Here is an 18,948-nt window from a genome sequence, read left to right as displayed (position 1 = left end):
TCTTAGTTCTTAAAGGCTTTTCAGATTCTCGGCAAACAGGTAGGCATATTCGCGGATCACGTTTTTATCAAAATACGGCTCGTCGTCTATTCTTCCTATACATTTTAATCCGGTCTTGCTCAATATGATTTCTTCGGTCGCTTTATTTTCGTTGCCGTTAAAGACAATTCCTGCAATATCCAATTTCTTGCTTTGCAGGGCAGCAATCGTCAGCAATGTATGATTGATGCTTCCCAGATAATGTCTGGAAACTACAATCACTTTATAGTCGTCTTGAATCAAGTCGATGATAGTATCTTTATCATTGAGAGGCACGAAAATACCGCCAGCGCCTTCAATTACAAGATGGTTTTTGGTTTTCGGTTCTTTTATTTTCTTACTATCTATCGTAATTCCATCAAGTAAAGCTGCCAGATGCGGGCTTGCAGGCGTTTGCAACAAGTAACTGTTCGGATGGATTTTAGTCTTTGGATTAGAAAGCAGCAATGCTATTTTATGGCTGTCGGAATTGTCGGCATCACCAGCTTGGATCGGTTTCCAGTAATCAGCCTCAAGGCTTTCGGTAATAATCGCTGAAGCAATTGTTTTTCCTACATCAGTTCCTATTCCTGTAATGAAAATTTTCATGTTTGTATACTCTGCAGATTGAATATTTCAAAGGTACGATTTGGAATTGATACTGCAGGAGCCGCTGAATTATAATTTTTATGGAAGTCTCATGAATACTGCCCTAACGCTTAAAAACATGTGAATTTCGTAAGATTTTATTGTAGTCTTTGAACGTAACCGTTGTTTTAATTGCTAAATTTGATAGAACCATCCCTTTAATTTAACACTCTAGACCAAATGACAATAGCAAAAGTACCATCTTACATGAAGGCCGTTTATATTTCATTGCTTATTATCATTATCATCTTTTTTATGATCATGGCTAAGGCAATATTAGTTCCTCTGCTTGTTTCGGGTTATATCGCAATGCTGATGACTTCTTTCTGCAATCGCTTAGAACAATGGAAAATCCCAAGATCGTTGAGTGCTTTTATCGCGCTTCTTATTATTATTTTGCTGACGCTGGGGCTCATATACTTTATTGTCACGCAGCTGCAGACCTTCACAAACGATGTGGAGATGAATATGGAGGAAAGCCTGAACAAGTTTGCCATAAAAATAAATACGAGCATCGAGCAATTCATAGGGCTTGATATGGGTATGGGAAATGGTTTCGAAATAAAGAAAATAATGGCGCTCATTCAATCAGGAAATACAAATATCTCTGAAATGCTTTTTACGACAATCGGTACGTTATCTAACATTATCCTTCTGCCTGTTTTTATCTTTTTCTTATTGATTTATAGAGATCATCTGGCTGTTTTTGTCACGAAAGTATTCGAAAAACAACGAAATAAAGTGCTTATAGAACATATGGTTTCGATCCGAAGGATTGTTCATGCTTATATTATCGGGGCCGGAAAAGTAATGATTATTTTAGGAATCGTGAATACGGCCGTATTATTTGCTTTAGGAATCAAGCATGCTATCTTTTTTGGTATGATTGCCGGACTCTTGAACATCATTCCGTATGTAGGCCCTTTTGTAGGGGCGCTGATGCCTTTTACTTTTGCTTTACTGACCAAAGACAGTCTGTTCTATCCTCTTGCGGTAGTCGTCGCCTTTACGTTAATCCAGTTTATGGAAAGCAGTTTTCTAACACCAAAAATTACGGGAGCGAATGTAAACCTGAATGCCTTTGTTACCTTTTTAGGATTATTGATCGGAGGTGCCATTTGGGGAGTAGTAGGAATGATCTTAATCATCCCGACAATTGCTATCTTGAAAAAGCTATTTGAATTGAGTCCCGATACGGAGCCCTACGCTTATTTGTTTGGTGAAGAAGATACGCATTGGTTCAAGCCTCGAAGGCCTAGAATAAAAACCTAGCAAGCATTTCTAAAACATTGGTAATTTCTTCTTTGGAATTAAAACTATGCAAGCAGAAACGCAGTCGTTCTTGATTTTCTGGAACTGTCGGCGAAAGGATTGCCTTTACGTCAAATCCGTTTTCTTGCAGTTTTTTAGCAATCGCTTTTACTTTTTCATTGCCGGGCAGTATAGCGGATTGGATCGCTGATTTATTTCGGACAAAGATTTGTTTTAATCCTATCCGCTGCTTTTCTTGATTGAAATAAAGAATGTTTTCTTTCAGATTTTGGATTTCTGATTTCTGGGCTTCTAGATTTTTATAGGCGGTTAAAATTCCTGCTACAGAATGCGGCGATAGAGCTGTCGTATAAATAAAACTTCTGGCAAAGTTGACAAGATAGTCTTTCAAATCCTGCGTGCCTAAAATGGCGGCGCCATGGCAGCCCAATCCTTTTCCGAAAGTCATTAGTCTGGCAAAAATTTTGTCCTGTAGGTTGAGATCCTGAATCAGTCCTTGTCCTTTTTCTCCGAAAACGCCTAACGCATGAGCTTCATCAATAACCAAATAACAGCCATTATTTTCTGATAATGCAGCGAGCTTTTCGAGATCAGGCGAATCGCCGTCCATAGAAAAAACAGATTCCGTCACAATATAAATTTCGGATTTGTCGGACTTGTATTTAAAAACCAAAGCTTCTAAATCTTCTAGATCGTTATGCTGAAATTTAAAGGATTTCGCATTAGAAAGCCGAATGCCATCACGGATGGAAGCATGGCTGTATTCGTCATATAAGATAACATCATTGCGTTGCGGCACAGCACTAAAAAAACCGACATTGGCATCGTATCCAGAATTAAACAGGAGCGCTGTTTCTGCTTCATGGAATTGGGCAATATATTCTTCCGATTCTTTGTAAACGATGTGATTTCCAGATAAGAGACGAGAACCTGTAGCGCCGTTTTTGATTATTCCATGATTCAAAAGGTATTGATGCGTCTGATTAAAGATGGCCTCAGATTTTGAGAATCCTAAATAATCATTCGAGGCAAAATCAACTAAATCATTTGGTTCTGGCAATATCCTAAACGAATTGCTTTGTACTCGCTGCTCGATTTTGTGTGATAAAGAGGGTGGAAATCGTTTCATATGGGGCAAATGTAAGCAACTTTTATTTTTGTTTGAAAGAAGGTTCCAATACAAAATAAAAAAGCCCAGCATTACTGCCAGGCTTTTTTTATCGGAATAAAATCAGACTACTCTACTAGAATGTTGATTTTATTGTCGTTCATTTCTAAAGTTCCCGATTCGATAGGCAAATGATATTTTTTGTCATCTCCTAAAAAGAACTTGCCTTCTGCTTCTTTTGGAAAAGTAAAGCTGTCAGCAGCAATCTTGATATCCCCTTTTGCCAAGATGGAAATAATTGCGGCGTGATGGTTCAGCATTTGGAATTCTCCGTCAATTCCTGGAACAGTAACCGAAGTTACAGGTCCTGAAAATAATTTTGCTTCTGGCGATATAATTTCTAAATACATTTTTTTTTGCTTTAGGCTTTAAGCTTTAGGCTTTAAGCTATTAAATATTAAGCTTCAGCTAACATTTTTTGTCCAGCTTCGATAGCATCTTCGATAGTTCCTTTCAAGTTGAAAGCCGCTTCTGGAAGGTGGTCTAATTCTCCATCAATGATCATGTTGAATCCTTTGATAGTATCTTTAATATCAACCAAAACTCCAGGAATACCTGTAAACTGCTCTGCTACGTGGAATGGCTGAGACAAGAAACGTTGTACACGACGAGCTCTAGAAACTGATAGTTTATCTTCTTCAGAAAGCTCTTCCATACCAAGGATCGCGATGATATCTTGTAATTGTTTGTATTTTTGAAGAATTTCTTTTACTCTTTGTGCACAGTTGTAGTGCTCATCACCTAAGATATGTGGTGTCAAGATTCTTGAAGTAGAATCCAATGGATCTACTGCAGGATAGATACCCAACTCAGCGATTTTACGAGACAATACTGTTGTTGCATCTAAGTGGGCAAATGTTGTTGCCGGTGCTGGATCCGTTAAGTCATCCGCAGGAACATAAACCGCCTGTACCGATGTAATAGATCCTTTATTTGTTGATGTGATACGCTCTTGCATCGCACCCATTTCTGTTGCTAATGTTGGTTGGTAACCTACCGCAGATGGCATACGTCCTAAAAGTGCAGATACCTCAGAACCAGCTTGTGTAAAACGGAAGATGTTATCAACGAAGAAAAGAACGTCTTTTCCTTGATCAGAACCAGCTCCATCACGGAAATATTCAGCGATAGAAAGTCCAGAAAGTGCTACACGAGCACGAGCTCCTGGTGGCTCATTCATCTGACCGAAAACGAAAGTAGCTTTAGACTCTCTCATTCCTAATTTATCAACTTTAGACAAATCCCATCCTCCATTTTCCATAGAGTGCATGAATTCTTCTCCGTATTTGATAATTCCTGACTCTAACATCTCACGAAGCAAGTCATTTCCTTCACGTGTTCTTTCACCTACTCCTGCGAATACAGAAAGACCACCGTGACCTTTTGCAATATTGTTAATCAACTCCTGAATCAATACTGTTTTACCAACACCAGCACCACCGAATAATCCAATTTTTCCTCCTTTTGCATAAGGCTCGATCAAATCGATTACTTTGATACCTGTGAATAAAACTTCAGAAGATGTAGATAAATCTTCGAATTTTGGTGCTTGACGGTGAATAGACAATCCGTTTTCACCAGTTTTTGGCAAATCTCCTAAACCATCGATAGCATCTCCGATTACGTTGAATAAACGACCGTAAACATCTGGACCGATTGGCATTTTGATTGGGTTTCCTGTACCAACAACTTCATAGCCTCTGCTTAAACCATCTGTAGAGTCCATTGAGATTGTACGAACAGTGTTTTCTCCAATGTGAGATTGTACTTCAAGTACTAATAATGTACCGTCTTTTTTAGTGATTTCTAATGAATCATAAATTTTTGGAAGTTCAACATCCTTACCGTTGAAAACTACGTCAACTACTGGACCAATGATTTGAGCAACTTTTCCTATTACTTTTGACATTACTTATGTATTTATTAAATAGCTATTTAGGTTTATGAAAAACACCTCTTTTTTCAGAGCGCAAAGATAGTTTTAAAAATGAAAATTTAATAATGTTTTTATAAAAAAATACGAAAAAAATATAGGATTGTCTGTTTAATGAGCAGCAAGACAATAAGTATGCAGAATTATTAAAAACAAAAAAAGCCATTATGCTTTCACATAATGGCTTTTTTTATGAGTATAATCTTAATTTAAAGATTGCGGATATTGGATCGGGTAGTTTCCTATATTAATAGCCGGCATAGAAGAACCATAGGTCGCGCTTATTGATTTTAGGAATTCATTCGCTATAAAAGCATAACCTCTTGCTGAAGGATGGATACCATCTAGAGAGAAAGCACCACCGGTCACATAAGTAGCCGTTAAATGGTGGTTCCCGAAACGGATTCCTCCGTTCAACAACTGGCTCATTATTGCTTTTGTATCTACCAACGCCAAGCCTTTTGCATTTGCTGCGTTTTGGATCGTAATATTGTAAGCATCAGTGGCCACTCTTACTTCTCCTACTTCAGCATTTGTCAACACAGAACCATCTTGCAGCGGATAGGTAACTCCAATTGTATTAAAAGGAGCTGGAACTCCTGCTTGTGGTGTTCCGATAATCGTACGTGTCGGCAATAGGATGTAATCTACAAAGCTTCCGTTGGCTAGCTTTTTGGCATGTCGTGCTTGTCCGTACAAGCTGCCCATTAGGCCTGCCTGTGGAGCCGGAACACCAGCACCAATTAAAGCGCCCGTGATTTGAGCAGAATAGTCTACTAAAGATTCATCTTTAATCAGCAACGGATTTGAGGTTCCTGCTGTTAAAGTTGTCAAACGATCTCCTTGCCCAAGAGCAGTCAATATTTGTTTTACCGGACCTAACAATTGCGTATTCAATTGATTTGCAGTAGCTGCATCAAGCGGAACCGGATTGTAAGGAACTGTCGTGAAATATGGAAGCGTGTTGATATAAGGAAGATTAGCAACAACTCCTTTAGCGCCATTCGCCGTCAAAGCCGTAACAAGACCATTATATACATTATCAAAAACCGTAGGGTCTGTGATATCATTAGAACCATACGTAGAAGGATCCATGTTTCCTGTGCGATTAACACCAACACCTCCAGAAATAGCATAGCTCAATACATCATTTCCTCCAATCCATAAGGAGAAAAATGTCGGATTCTGAGCAACCGCATCGCCTATAACAGAAGCTGCTGCTGATGAATCAAATCTTCCAAAATAAGGATTTGCCGCACCGTATCCAGCTATAGTCAGGTGGAAGCTTTTCGATCCCGGAACCCCCATATTGTTATACGTTCCTGTTAATTGATCTGTTATTGACGTGCCCGAAACACCTGAAACATTTACAGGTCCCACTCCGTTAAAATACAACCTTGTAGGAAATTGAGGCACTTGGTTTCCGCCTAATGAAAATCCTCCAACATTATCAACCATGTAAGGCACGGTGAAATCTCCACCTCCTACTAATGCGAATTGCTGCGCTAAAAAGCTAGGATATGAATTTTCTTGGCCTCTTTTGAAAAGAGCGTTATCACTATAACCAGCCGCAAATGAATCTCCTAAGGCAACATATTTTGAAAAATCAGCAGATCCTGGCGATACCGGAATTTCTGTAGACTCCGAATCATCATCTGAACAGGCAATACTCAAGCTTAAAGAAGCAAAGAGCAACCATTTGAAATTTTTTATCATAATATTATTTTTATAACGTTAGTCTTAATTTAAGGATTGATAATCCAAGAAACTAGATATTGCTGTCCAATTCTTCCTGCTCCGATAACTTGAAGGTAATCGTTTCCGAAAAGATTCGATGCGCTTATTTTGAATACAGATTTCATAGACGGAACTGCATAATTCATCTGAGCATCAAAAACAGTTACTGCTGGAATCATACCATCAGCAAAAGAAGACTGCCATAGATATTCATCGCTCCATCTTGCATTAAAGTTAAATCCAAAATTCTTGAACAAATTTTGATTACCAAGAGATGCTTTCACTCTATGTTTAGGCGTATTGAAACCTGCTATGAAAGAAGGATCTTTTGCTTGGTCAAAATCAAATTGTGCATGGTTATAATTGATTCCGAATTCGAAATCTTTGTAGATTTTTTTAGACAATCCTACACCGAATCCGAAAGAAGTTACATCTTCAGTCGTGTTCGTGTAAACTTGGTATACTCTACGGTCTCCGTTTGACAAAGCTTGCAATCCTAAAAGGACGTTTGGATTTGCCAAATCAGCTCCAACTTCTCCATAATAAGGTCTGATTACACGAGAAGTGCTCATGAAATCATTATAAATATTATAGTAAGCATTCAAATCGACTGCAATTCCATTTTCCGTAACTGATTTATATCCTACTTCGAAAGCCTTAACTTGTTCCGGCTTTACTAGCTTGATGTTCACGATTTCTAAATCGGCAGGATTTTGAGATAATGAGAACGCTTGAACTGAAGGTACAGAATATACAGCAGAATTGTATGCATCTCTTCCTGATAAAGTAACAGTAGCTGGAGCTCCTAAAGCTTGTCCCGCCGCACTTACGTTCATCGTCTCTACGTAACGGTCAAGGTTGTCTTCAGCAGAACCTACTAAAGCAAATGGCCCTAAATCCAAACCAATGTATTGATCTTGAGTGGTTGGGTTTCTGAAACCTGTTTGGAATGACACTCTGAAATTGTGATTTTTTCTTTCGCCGGCAGAATACACAAATGATATTCTTGGAGAATACTGTCCGTCGAAGTTTTGTGATTTATCATAACGGATAGATCCTGTAAATTTCAACCTGTCTTCCATGAATTTCTTTTGAACTTGAGTATAGATACCATATTCGTCATATTTGATAGGCCCGTCAAAATCTGTAAAGATTGTTCCTTGAGAATCTAACTTATATTTTCTGAAAGATCCACCTACTTGGATTTCTGCAATATCAATAAGTTCTTTGAAGTTATAGTTTGCATCCGCATGGTATAATTGTGATTGGTCAATAAATCTTGCTCCTTTAGTCAAGTCAGGATTTTGAATAACTGTTGCCAAAGCATTGTTGAATTCAGGTGAACCTGGCATAAATCGTGGACCTCCTGTTGGCTGAACTGCAAATTGTGGCAAGCCAGCAAGCGCAGCAGGCAATTGATTATAGTCTGCAAATTGTCTTGCAATTCCAGCAGCCTGAGTTGTATTTGCGCCCATAACAGCACTTGAAAGCTGGTAAGCTGTTGCATAGTTTGTAAACCATTCTTGATCGGTTTTCCATGCTCTGTTAACATTCCACGCTGCAAAACGCATATCATAAGAATTACCAGCATCTTCAGTTGTCATGTAAGCACGTACAAAGAAGTTTCTGTTTTTAATTTCTATTTTGCTTTGTTGCATGATAAAGTCTTCCAGCCTGTATCTGTTCGCCCCTTGGTAGATGGTGCTTCCGATACCTACTTTATGTTGCAGGATTACTTCGAAATCATCTTTCATTGGCTTAAAATGTAAAGAGAAATCGGCTTTTACGCTTTCAATAGAGTTATCATTGATATCTTCTTCATAATAACCTGTTCTGCTCACTTGTCCTACGTTTGGAATAAACGTAGTCACCTCATCACCATAAATATTCAAACCGTCATAGTTCTGGTTGATTCCATGGCCAAGCCCACCATTAGTCATACTTCTTTCATCACCAGCAATCCATTCGGTCGCTTTTAAATATGTAAAATTCGCTTTGGCTGCAAAAACATCAGAGAATTTGTGAGCTACGCGAATACCAAAATCATAATAATCATTTGTTCCGGCCAGCTTTTGGTTGGTCTTACCATATCTTGCATAGAAACTGATGCCTTCATGGTCAAAAGGGCTTCTACTGTTCATAAACAAGATTCCGTTGAAGGCATTGGCACCGTACAAAGCTGAAGAAGCTCCTGGAAGCAACTCAACACTCTGAACATCCAGTTCAGAAAGTCCGATCAAGTTTCCTAAAACAAAATTCAATGCTGGCGAAGAGTTGTCCATTCCATCAACCAGCTGCATGAAACGCGTGTTAGCCACCGTAGCAAATCCTCTAGTATTGATGGATTTGAACGACAAGCTGCTGGTGTTGAAGTGAACCTCTTTAAGATTTTCCAAACCATCATAGAAAGTTGCCGAAGAAGTGTTTTTTACATCCTTGATTCCCATTCTTTCAATGGTTACGGGAGATTCAAGAATTCTTTCCGGTGTTCTAGAAGCCGACACTACGATTTCGTCAAGATTAATATCTTGGCTTAAAAGCTGTACTTCTAATTTTTGTCCTGATGTTTTGACTTCAATCGATTGCGTAGCATAACCAACGCTTGAAATCTCAACATTGTACGGGGGTTGCTTTGTTGGCTTCAGAAGGAACTTTCCTTCAACATCTGTCACTGTAGATGTTGACTCTCCAACTACCTTAATGCTTACTCCAGGAAGGGGCTGATTCGTTTCATCAGTAACGACTCCTGAAATTGAATTCTGGGCAAAGGCGGCTCCACAGAATAGCAATGACAAAATAATAAAATACACTCTCATGGTTTGAATTTGTTAGTTTATATAGCCAAAGTACAAATAAATTTGATATCAATAAAAAAAGCGAGAAAATTTCTCGCTTTTAATAATATTTTTTATAAAATACTGTCTATTCTACAGTCACAGATTTTGCTAAGTTCCTAGGCTGGTCGACATTACATCCTCTCATGACAGCAATGTGGTAAGATAATAGCTGCAACGGAATTGTAGTCAATAACGGAGTCAGCGCCTCTGCAGTATCTGGAATTTCGATAACATGATCGGCCAATTCTCTTACTTGCGTATCGCCTTTTGTTACCACAGCGATAATTTTACCGCTTCTTGATTTAATTTCCTGAATATTGCTGACAACTTTATCATAGTGTCCTTGTTTTGGAGCAATTACAATAACTGGCATTTTTTCGTCAATCAAGGCAATCGGACCGTGTTTCATTTCTGCCGCAGGATAGCCTTCAGCATGGATATATGATATCTCTTTTAGTTTTAACGCGCCTTCTAATGCCACTGGGAAATTATAACCTCTTCCTAGATAAAGACAGTTTGGAGCGTCTTTATAAATAGAAGCAATAGTCTTTGCAATATCATTTGTAGCAAGCGCTTCGGCTACTTTTTCAGGAATGACCTCTAATTCTTGAAGGTATCTGTGGAAATCTGAATTAGATAAAGTTCCTTTTGCTTTAGCCAAACGAAGCGATATCAATGTCAGAATTGTAATTTGAGTCGTAAATGCTTTTGTTGATGCTACGCCGATTTCCGGACCAGCGTGCGTGTAAGCACCTGCATGCGTCTCGCGCGAAATAGACGAACCCACTACATTACATACTCCAAATACAAAAGCTCCTCTTTCTTTCGCCAACTTAATCGCTGCAAGCGTATCTGCCGTTTCACCTGATTGCGAAATAGCGATAACTACATCTTTTGGGTTGATGATCGGGTTTCTGTATCTAAATTCTGAGGCATATTCTACTTCAACCGGGATTCTTGCAAATTCTTCAAAAATATACTCTGCAACCAAACCAGCATGCCATGAAGTTCCACAAGCTACAATGATAATTCTTTCTGCATTGAGGAATTTTTCAAGATTATCTTCAATACCGGCCATCTGGATAATTCCTTTGTTGGCCAAAAGTCTTCCTCTATAGGTATCCTTGATTACGCTTGGCTGCTCATAGATTTCTTTCAACATAAAATGCTCGTAGCCTCCTTTTTCAATCTGCTCAAGATTCATCTGAAGCTCTTGAACATAAGGATCTACCAAAGAATCATCTTTGATTTTTCTTACTTTGATGGATTTGTTCTTTCTAACAATGGCCATCTCTTCGTCTTCCAAATAAATAGCATTGGAAGTATATTCGATAAATGGAGAAGCATCAGAAGCGATAAAGAATTCATCTTCACCTATTCCGATAGCCAAAGGGCTTCCCAAACGGGCCACAACGATTTCGTCTGGTTTTTTTACATCAAAAACAGCTATCGCATAGGCTCCTACTACCTGGTTCAAGGCAATCTGAACTGCTTTTCCTAATTTTAGTTTGTCTTTTTTCTGAACGTCTTCGATAAGATTTACCAAGACTTCTGTATCGGTGTCCGATTTGAAAACATAGCCTCTCTTGATCAGCTCTTTTTTTAACGGCTCATAATTTTCGATGATTCCGTTATGGATGATTGCCAAATCTCCTGAATTGGAAAGATGCGGATGTGAATTCACATCATTCGGGACACCATGTGTCGCCCAACGCGTATGGCCGATTCCGATATTTCCGTTTGTGGAAATTTCTTTTGCTTTTTCTTCAAGGTCAGACACTTTTCCTTTTGTCTTCGATACTTTCATGGACTCGCCATCATATAGCATAATCCCTGCACTATCGTAACCTCTGTATTCTAATCTTTTTAGTCCTTTTATGATAATAGGATATGCATCTCTATGACCAATATATCCAACGATTCCACACATAATTTTATCGTATTAGTTAGGCTTAGTGTAATAAATTTCAAGCTTTAATCTCTTGTTTTCATTAGATGGTACTGGAGCACTTCCAAAAAGAACTGTTCCAAGCGGACTCATTACTGAAGAGAAAGGCACTTTTTTGAAAGCCGGTGAAGGCGTTCGCAATGCCACGCTAGTTGATTTAACAATATCTTCGGTTACAGAAACACCCAATCTTACGTTGGTAGAGTCTTTAAGCAATACTCTTTTAATGTGTTCTGTAATTCTGACCTTATATTGAATTCCTTTTCTATTTGTATCGTCAGCATTTCCTGTCAGCTTGACAATTCCGCCAAAAGTTACTTTCGAATATTTAGTTTTTCCTCCGCCATTTGACGTATCAAAAAGATAATCTACCAATGGAATGTTATCTTTTGCGTTATACACATAAATCCTATTCGGATCCGTATTATTCGTCATTGTAGGCTGATCGACATAAAAAACCAAGTTGGCTTCATTGATAAGCCAGTTATTCGAAATTGCTTCAGTTCTCAGCGCTTCTAATTCAGCAGATTCGCCACCTCCGAACAAATCAATCATCCCTACAGAACCATTTCCGCCTTTTAAATATAATTTTTGATCTCCTGTTACCGGATTACCTACTATATTATCATACGTTTGGCTGGCGCTTGTAGAGGCATTATCCAACAAGCTTACCGTGTTTCCTTTTAAGTTAAGAACAAGTGTTTTTTCTTCAACGCCATCATCAACTTCTTCACCGTTTACAATTTTTATTTTCTTATCTTCATACGTCATGGTGATGGTTCCTTTTGAAAAATCCAACAAAGCCAAAGCGCTGCCTGAAATTTCTTCTACTTGGAAATACAATCCTTTAAAATGGTTTTTAAAAACGTTATTGTTTACCAAGTTGCCGCTAGACGCAATCAATTTATTATAGAAAAAATCTTTGTTTAAGTTCAGCTTCATGCTTGGAAGCTCTCTTACTATATCACCGCCTTCTTCTTCTGGCTGGATCACATGTTCTAACGGACTGAAAGCAAATTGATCGTTCTGGCTTAAATCTGAAGAATCGTTTAATCTTGCTCCTTTGACACTGTTAAAAACAGCATTTTGATCAGAATAGAATTTCTGCGCATCAACAAAACCGCCATTTGGATCAAAATCTCTTAAATAATAGCCATTTTCATAAACGCCCAGTTTTATTTTATTGGCGATGTTTCCGTAAACAGAATCAAGCTCATACTTGTTGCTACCATCAGTTTCTGTCTTAAGGAAAGTAGTATAATAAGGTATGTTCAAGACTACTGATTTTATCTTTGCCGAGGAAGGTACATCCCTAAATTTAGGGTTTTCGCTTTTTAGCTCTACTTGCGTAACAAAATTTGCTGTAGTTTTTCCGAAAATACCACTATCAAATACGCCTAATGGATTTACAGAAAGATTATTTGTTTGGACAGCGCCTGTTTTTTGATTGAATGCAACAATTGAAGAAGCGTCATTTTTTATGAATCCAAAATGATCATTATCATCCACAATGTCCGCACCTATGGAATTGTATTCGCTGTCGCAAGAAAGCAGAAATCCAAGGCCCATGACAAGAAAAAGAACCTTCTTAAAGATTGAATTATTAAGCATATTTTTAGTAATGTTTTTTATAAAACTTGATTTCTATAGAAATTAGTATAAGCTTCTGCAAACTTATCTTTCGGGGCGAAAGGTAAAAAAGGTTTTCCCGATGATTCTATAAATTTTGTTAAACTTGGAGACAGGTCATCCGAAGCAATAATGACAGCGTCTGAGTGCATAACAGAAGCCTTGATTATGTTCTCGTAATTTGGCTCCGCCAAGTGCTCGATCGATTCATTTGGAATACCGTCAAAAGCTACTTTTTTCATCATTTCCATATCCAAGTTTCCTTCAAAACCTTGGCTGTAAACCGATGTGACTATTTTTGTTTCAGAAAACAAAGCCTCATCTTTATAATAATGCTTCATATAAATTGGAAGCATGCCAGCCAGCCAGCCATGAACGTGGATAATATCCGGAACCCAGTTTAGTTTTTTTACCGTCTCAACCACTCCTTTTGCAAAAAAGATCGCTCTTTCGTCGTTATCCGGATACAAAACTCCTTCTTCGTCCGTAAAAGTAGCTTTGCGCTTGAAATACTCGTCATTATCGATAAAATAAACCTGGATTCTTTCTTTCGGTATAGAAGCTACCTTAATAATCAGCGGCATGTCCAAATCATTTACCACCAGATTCATTCCAGAAAGACGTATAACTTCATGCAGCTGATGCCTTCTTTCATTTATGTTTCCATATCGTGGCATAAAAATCCTAATCTGCCCCCCTTGATCATTGATCATTTTCGGAACGTCATATGACATTATAGATACTTCATTTTCAGCCAAGTAAGGTACTACCTCAGATGATACATACAATATCCTCTTATCCTCCATATTGTTTTGAACTTTATTTATTGCATATAAAAACATGCAAAATTACAAAAATTTATGCAGTTATTAACAAAAATGGTAAGTTTGCACTCAATTTAATCTTAAGCTGATGCTCATTTTCAACAGACAAGAAGATCTCAAAAACCATTTAAAGTCGGTTGCCAAAGAAAATACGACAATCGGGTTTGTTCCAACAATGGGCGCACTGCACCAAGGACACTTGTCACTGATTGAAAAATCACTTGGCGAAAACCCAGTAACGGTGGTCAGTATTTTTGTAAATCCTACCCAATTCAATAATGCTGAAGATTTAGAAAAATATCCTAGGACTTTAGAAAAAGACACTCAAAAAATCGAAAACGTCAGCAAAGAGGTTTTGGTTTTTGCTCCTAGCGTTGAGGATATCTACAACGGGAATACCGTATCTGCCTCTTTCAATTTCGACGGATTAGAAAACCAGATGGAAGGCGAGCACCGACCAGGACATTTTGACGGTGTCGGCACAATTGTCAAGCGCCTTTTTGAAATCGTACATCCTACCAATGCCTATTTTGGAGAAAAAGATTTTCAGCAACTGCAGATCGTAAAAAAAATGGTCGAAAAGCATCAAATGCCCGTGAATGTTATAGGCTGCCCTATATTCAGAGAACAAAACGGACTAGCCATGAGCTCTCGAAATGAAAGACTTTCTGCACAACAAAGAGAAGATGCTTCCCTGATATACAAGACCTTAAAAACTGCCAAAGAAAAGTTTGGCACGGAAAGTGCAAAAGAAGTTACTAACTGGGTTGAAAGCGTTTTTAAAAAAAATCCAGAGTTCAAGCTGGAGTATTTTCAGATTGCAGACGAAGACCAATTACTGCCGATACAAGAAAAAGATAACAGTAAAAAATACCGCGCTTTCATTGCTGTTTTTATTAACAGCATCCGCTTGATAGATAATATTTCATTAAATTAAAAAATAATTACCTTTGCACCATGCAAATTCAAGTTGTTAAGTCCAAGATTCACCGTGTTACGGTAACTGGAGCAGATTTAAACTACATTGGAAGTATCACGATCGACGAAGCGTTGATGGAAGCCTCCAATATTGTTGAAGGAGAAAAAGTTTCTATTGTAAACATCAATAATGGCGCGCGACTAGAAACTTACGCGATCAAAGGAAACAGAAACAGCGGCGAGATTACCCTAAATGGCCCTGCGGCGAGAATGGTACAAAAAGGCGACATCATCATCATCATTTCCTACGGAATTTTAGATTTTGAAGAAGCCAAGACTTTCAAACCGACGCTCGTTTTCCCTAATGAAAAGGATAACTCCTTAACCTAAAAGTCTTTTGAAGAAAAAAATCAGCAAAATACTATCCATCCTGCTCCCAATTCTATTGGGAGTTTTTTTGACTATATATACCTATAATTCATTTACTCCCGAACAATTGGAGGAAATGAAGAGCTACTTCCGAAATGCCGATTACACTTATATTTTTATCGCCCTGATTTTCGGATTCATCAGCCATGCTGCCAGAGCCTATCGCTGGAGATTTATGCTAGAACACATGGGATACCATTCTCCGTTCAAGAATAATTTCATGGCCGTTTGGATTGCTTACTTTATGAACATGACGATACCAAGATCAGGAGAAGTTTCCAGAGCTTTGGTATTAAAAAAATACGAAGACATTCCCTTTGACAAGGCTTTCGGGAGCATTATTGCCGAAAGAGTCGTCGACTTTATTATCCTTTTGTTATTCATCGCGACGGCCGTCTTATTGCAGTTTGAAGTCTTAAAAACCTTCCTTTTAAATACGATTCCTGTAGAAAAATTATTGATTTACGGAATTGTGGCTTTTGTGATTTTCCTTTCCGCCATTCTTCTTTTTGTCTACTCAAAATCCAAATGGATCCTGATGATCAAAGGAAAAATTTCTGGATTGACAGAAGGCCTCTTGAGTGTTTGGAGAATGGAGAAAAAGTGGTCCTTCTTGTTTTATACCGCTATCATCTGGATTGGCTATGTATTAACGTTCTATACTGCTATTTTTGCTTTACAAGAAACAAGCGGCATCAGTTTTGGCGTTGTGGTAACCGCTTTCGTAATCGGAAGCTTGGCTATTTCTTTCTCAAACGGAGGTTTTGGCGTTTTTCCTGTACTAATTGCTGGTATTTTAGCGTTATACGGAATTCCAAAAGAAGCGGGAACTGCTTTCGGTTGGATTATCTGGACGTCGCAAACCGTACAAATAATTATTTTAGGCGGACTTTCGTTTTTGCTTTTGCCGATCCTCAATAGGAAAAAATAAATTATTATCTTGCTTTCCTATTTAGAGACCTCTTGTCTCTATGCTAACTAACCAAAAACCCTCGCAATGAAAAACTTCATAACTGCTGCTTTTTGCATTTTTTCTTTTAGCCTATTCGCCCAAAAAAGTGTTGAAGAAGTAAAATCTGAAAAACTAAACGGTACGCGCCAGATCATGATTTCCCTTCCGCCTGCCTATGAAAAAGAACCCGATAGAAAATTTCCGCTCTTAATACTCCTCGATGGAGAATATCTTTTTGATGCCTTCTCAGGCGCTTTGTCCTATGCTAATTATTGGGACGATCTGCCGCCGGTAATCATCGTCGGAATCAGCCAAAACAAAAACGGCGAACGTTTCAACGACAGTCAATTCGATAAAGAAACTGGATTGCCAGAAGAAGGCGGTTCCCGTTTCTACGAATTTATTGGCTCTGAATTGATTCCTGCATTAGAAAAAAAATACAGGATCGCTCCTTTCAGGGTTATTGCCGGACATGACACTACCGCTGGATTTTTGAATTTTTATCTTTACAAAGACCAGCCTGTTTTTAATGCCTATATTTCCTTAAGCCCTGAATTTGCTCCAGAAATGGAAACCCGAATTGCGGAGCGCCTTGCTACATTCAAACAGCCGATTTTCTATTACCAAGCAACAGCCGATGGCGATTTGAAAAAAATGCAGAAAAAAATCAAAGAACTTGATGAAAACATCAGAAAGATGAGCAACCCGAACGTCAATTATCGCTTTGACGAATTCAAAAATGCTACGCATTATTCTTTAGTGCTTCCTGCAGTTCCAAATGCGCTGTACCAGATATTCTCTGCCTACCAACCTATTTCTACTGTAGAATTCCAAGAAAAAATTGCAACGCTTCCAAGCGGTTATGCTGATTATTTGGCTAATAAATATGAAATCATCGAAAAATCTTTAGGAATAAAGATGCCGATTCGTGTTAATGACTTTAAGGCAATTGAAGCCGCTATTCTAAAAAACAAAGCCTATGCTGAGTTTGAAAAATTATCTGCCATGGCTAGAAAAAGCTACCCAAAAGCAATGCTTGCCGATTATGAGATGGGCATGATGTATGAGCACACTGGAGATTTCAAACGTGCTTTCAAATCGTACCAAAACGCTTACACAAAAAATGAAATTGGCGACTTGACAAAAGACATGATGCTTGAAAAAGCAGATGAAATGAAGAGCAAATAAATATATGTCAAAAATAAAAACGACTTTTTTCTGCCAAAACTGCGGCGCCCAATATTCAAAGTGGCAAGGCCAATGCAATTCCTGCAAGGAATGGAATACGATTGCCGAAGAAATAATCCAAAAAGAAGACAAGAAAGATTGGAAAAGCACGCCTTCGCCTGATTCAAAAAGAGTTACGAAGCCGTTAAAAATCCATGAAATCGACAGCACCGAAGAAGTCCGCATGGACACTAGAGACGGAGAACTAAACCGTGTTCTAGGTGGCGGTATTGTTCCTGGTTCTTTAATTCTTTTAGGAGGCGAACCTGGAATCGGAAAAAGTACGTTGCTTTTGCAAATTTCTCTAAAATTACCCTATCGAACATTGTACGTTTCCGGAGAAGAAAGCCAGAAGCAGATAAAAATGCGTGCCGAAAGAATCAATCCGTTGAGTGATAACTGCTATATCCTTACCGAAACAAAAACGCAAAATATTTTCAAGCAGATTGAAGCCATCGAGCCAGAAATCGTCATTATCGATTCCATACAAACGCTTCATACCGATTATATTGAGTCTTCTGCCGGAAGCATTTCACAGATTCGGGAAACCACTGCCGAACTGATCAAATTTGCCAAAGAAACCAATATTCCGGTCATCTTGATCGGACATATTACGAAAGACGGAAACATTGCGGGACCAAAAATCCTAGAACATATGGTTGATACTGTCTTGCAGTTTGAAGGCGACAGGAATCATATCTACAGAATCTTGCGTTCGCTAAAAAACCGTTTCGGTTCTACGGCAGAATTAGGAATCTACGAAATGCAAGGCTCCGGCTTAAGGGAGGTCTCAAATCCGTCTGAAATCTTGATTTCCCATAAAGAAGAAGAACTTTCGGGAACTGCAATCGCGACAACGCTTGAAGGCATGCGTCCATTGATGATTGAAATCCAAGCCCTAGTCAGCACCGCCGTTTATGGAACGCCACAACGAAGCACCACGGGCTACAATGCCAAGCGACTGAACATGATTTTGGCCGTATTGGAAAAAAGAGCTGGCTTCCGCTTAGGCGCCAAAGATGTTTTCTTGAACGTTACCGGAGGTATTTCTGTAGATGATCCTGCTATTGACTTGGCTGTCGTGGCCGCGATTCTTTCTTCCAATGAAGATATTCCTGTCGGAAAAGATTTCTGTTTTGCTGGCGAAGTCGGGCTTTCAGGAGAAATTCGTCCCGTCAATCGCGTTGACCAAAGAATCCAAGAAGCAGAAAAATTAGGCTTTTCTACCATTTTCGTTTCAAAATACAATAAGATTACGCTCAAAAATACGTTTATAAAAATCCGTCTAGTTTCAAAAATCGAAGACGTAGTAAGCGAATTATTTGGCTAGCGTAGTAGTGAGGAATGCTGTTAATTACCGCTATTTAACTATTGGTTTTCCATTAATCGTTATATTTGTTTTTTAAAC

The 18,948-nt window shown here is 38.5% G+C and carries 15 protein-coding genes; 6 read left to right on the top strand and 9 right to left on the bottom strand.

Features of this window, described 5'->3' with window-relative positions:
- Positions 1-9: 9 nt before the first annotated feature.
- Positions 10-627, bottom strand: coding sequence for a dethiobiotin synthase (gene bioD, locus GGR22_RS08390; RefSeq protein ID WP_182493273.1), 618 nt, complete (start codon positions 625-627; stop codon positions 10-12).
- Positions 628-846: 219 nt separating this feature from the next.
- On the opposite strand from bioD, the gene GGR22_RS08385 reads away from it, so the two are divergent.
- Entirely contained in the window at positions 847-1,938 is a 1,092-nt protein-coding gene (locus GGR22_RS08385; protein ID WP_182493272.1) for an AI-2E family transporter, read from the top strand.
- On the opposite strand, the gene GGR22_RS08380 is transcribed toward GGR22_RS08385, so the two are convergent.
- The 8 genes from GGR22_RS08380 to GGR22_RS08345 all read right to left on the bottom strand — a co-directional run bounded on the left by GGR22_RS08380 (position 1,922) and on the right by GGR22_RS08345 (position 13,996).
- Complete coding sequence (locus tag GGR22_RS08380; protein ID WP_182493271.1) at positions 1,922-3,067, bottom strand: aminotransferase class I/II-fold pyridoxal phosphate-dependent enzyme; 1,146 nt, start codon at positions 3,065-3,067, stop codon at positions 1,922-1,924. The genes GGR22_RS08385 and GGR22_RS08380 overlap by 17 nt on opposite strands.
- A 107-nt stretch (positions 3,068-3,174) precedes the next feature.
- Positions 3,175-3,456, bottom strand: coding sequence for a FoF1 ATP synthase subunit delta/epsilon (locus GGR22_RS08375; RefSeq protein WP_121375882.1), 282 nt, complete (start codon positions 3,454-3,456; stop codon positions 3,175-3,177).
- A gap of 47 nt (positions 3,457-3,503) precedes the next feature.
- Positions 3,504-5,015, bottom strand: coding sequence for a F0F1 ATP synthase subunit beta (atpD, locus tag GGR22_RS08370; RefSeq protein ID WP_121375881.1), 1,512 nt, complete (start codon positions 5,013-5,015; stop codon positions 3,504-3,506).
- Positions 5,016-5,243: 228 nt separating this feature from the next.
- The gene (locus GGR22_RS08365; protein WP_182493270.1) at positions 5,244-6,755 is read right to left on the bottom strand and encodes an SGNH/GDSL hydrolase family protein; all 1,512 of its coding nucleotides are present in this window, start codon (positions 6,753-6,755) and stop codon (positions 5,244-5,246) included.
- A gap of 29 nt (positions 6,756-6,784) precedes the next feature.
- Positions 6,785-9,592 carry a carboxypeptidase-like regulatory domain-containing protein gene (locus tag GGR22_RS08360; RefSeq protein ID WP_182493269.1) on the bottom strand — a complete coding sequence of 936 codons (2,808 nt, stop codon included), beginning with the start codon at positions 9,590-9,592 and terminating at the stop codon, positions 6,785-6,787.
- Positions 9,593-9,698: 106 nt separating this feature from the next.
- Positions 9,699-11,543 (bottom strand): glutamine--fructose-6-phosphate transaminase (isomerizing), encoded by a 1,845-nt coding sequence (glmS, locus tag GGR22_RS08355; RefSeq protein ID WP_121375878.1) that lies wholly within the window; start codon positions 11,541-11,543, stop codon positions 9,699-9,701.
- A 12-nt stretch (positions 11,544-11,555) separates the two neighbouring features.
- A complete protein-coding gene (locus tag GGR22_RS08350) occupies positions 11,556-13,172 on the bottom strand; it encodes a DUF4270 domain-containing protein (RefSeq protein WP_182493268.1) in 1,617 nt (538 codons plus the stop codon).
- A gap of 17 nt (positions 13,173-13,189) precedes the next feature.
- Positions 13,190-13,996: a glycogen/starch synthase gene (locus tag GGR22_RS08345; RefSeq protein WP_121376267.1), complete on the bottom strand. Its 807-nt coding sequence runs from the start codon at positions 13,994-13,996 to the stop codon at positions 13,190-13,192.
- A gap of 106 nt (positions 13,997-14,102) precedes the next feature.
- On the opposite strand from GGR22_RS08345, the gene panC reads away from it, so the two are divergent.
- The 5 genes from panC to radA all read left to right on the top strand — a co-directional run bounded on the left by panC (position 14,103) and on the right by radA (position 18,870).
- Positions 14,103-14,951: a pantoate--beta-alanine ligase gene (gene panC / locus GGR22_RS08340; protein ID WP_182493267.1), complete on the top strand. Its 849-nt coding sequence runs from the start codon at positions 14,103-14,105 to the stop codon at positions 14,949-14,951.
- A gap of 20 nt (positions 14,952-14,971) precedes the next feature.
- Positions 14,972-15,322 carry an aspartate 1-decarboxylase gene (gene panD, locus GGR22_RS08335; RefSeq protein ID WP_121375875.1) on the top strand — a complete coding sequence of 117 codons (351 nt, stop codon included), beginning with the start codon at positions 14,972-14,974 and terminating at the stop codon, positions 15,320-15,322.
- Between the two features lie 7 nt (positions 15,323-15,329).
- Positions 15,330-16,292: a lysylphosphatidylglycerol synthase transmembrane domain-containing protein gene (locus GGR22_RS08330; RefSeq protein ID WP_182493266.1), complete on the top strand. Its 963-nt coding sequence runs from the start codon at positions 15,330-15,332 to the stop codon at positions 16,290-16,292.
- A gap of 66 nt (positions 16,293-16,358) precedes the next feature.
- Entirely contained in the window at positions 16,359-17,501 is a 1,143-nt protein-coding gene (locus GGR22_RS08325; RefSeq protein WP_121375873.1) for an alpha/beta hydrolase, read from the top strand.
- Positions 17,502-17,505: 4 nt separating this feature from the next.
- Positions 17,506-18,870 carry a DNA repair protein RadA gene (radA, locus tag GGR22_RS08320; protein WP_182493265.1) on the top strand — a complete coding sequence of 455 codons (1,365 nt, stop codon included), beginning with the start codon at positions 17,506-17,508 and terminating at the stop codon, positions 18,868-18,870.
- The last annotated feature ends 78 nt before the right edge of the window (positions 18,871-18,948 follow it).

Source organism: Flavobacterium gossypii (assembly GCF_014138495.1).
Lineage (GTDB): Bacteria > Bacteroidota > Bacteroidia > Flavobacteriales > Flavobacteriaceae > Flavobacterium > Flavobacterium endophyticum.
Note: the sequence above shows the minus strand (reverse complement) of the source record. Positions and strands in the feature narration are given on the sequence as shown.

Excerpts from the sequence above, each read along its gene's own strand:
- panC (WP_182493267.1), top strand. The coding sequence starts at position 14,103 with ATGCTCATTTTCAACAGACAAGAAGATCTCAAAAACCATTTAAAGTCG.
- GGR22_RS08350 (WP_182493268.1), bottom strand. The coding sequence starts at position 13,172 with ATGCTTAATAATTCAATCTTTAAGAAGGTTCTTTTTCTTGTCATGGGC.
- radA (WP_182493265.1), top strand. The coding sequence starts at position 17,506 with ATGTCAAAAATAAAAACGACTTTTTTCTGCCAAAACTGCGGCGCCCAA.
- GGR22_RS08365 (WP_182493270.1), bottom strand. The coding sequence starts at position 6,755 with ATGATAAAAAATTTCAAATGGTTGCTCTTTGCTTCTTTAAGCTTGAGT.
- GGR22_RS08345 (WP_121376267.1), bottom strand. The coding sequence starts at position 13,996 with ATGGAGGATAAGAGGATATTGTATGTATCATCTGAGGTAGTACCTTAC.
- panD (WP_121375875.1), top strand. The coding sequence starts at position 14,972 with ATGCAAATTCAAGTTGTTAAGTCCAAGATTCACCGTGTTACGGTAACT.
- GGR22_RS08360 (WP_182493269.1), bottom strand. The coding sequence starts at position 9,592 with ATGAGAGTGTATTTTATTATTTTGTCATTGCTATTCTGTGGAGCCGCC.
- bioD (WP_182493273.1), bottom strand. The coding sequence starts at position 627 with ATGAAAATTTTCATTACAGGAATAGGAACTGATGTAGGAAAAACAATT.
- GGR22_RS08325 (WP_121375873.1), top strand. The coding sequence starts at position 16,359 with ATGAAAAACTTCATAACTGCTGCTTTTTGCATTTTTTCTTTTAGCCTA.
- GGR22_RS08375 (WP_121375882.1), bottom strand. The coding sequence starts at position 3,456 with ATGTATTTAGAAATTATATCGCCAGAAGCAAAATTATTTTCAGGACCT.
- glmS (WP_121375878.1), bottom strand. The coding sequence starts at position 11,543 with ATGTGTGGAATCGTTGGATATATTGGTCATAGAGATGCATATCCTATT.
- GGR22_RS08385 (WP_182493272.1), top strand. The coding sequence starts at position 847 with ATGACAATAGCAAAAGTACCATCTTACATGAAGGCCGTTTATATTTCA.
- GGR22_RS08380 (WP_182493271.1), bottom strand. The coding sequence starts at position 3,067 with ATGAAACGATTTCCACCCTCTTTATCACACAAAATCGAGCAGCGAGTA.
- atpD (WP_121375881.1), bottom strand. The coding sequence starts at position 5,015 with ATGTCAAAAGTAATAGGAAAAGTTGCTCAAATCATTGGTCCAGTAGTT.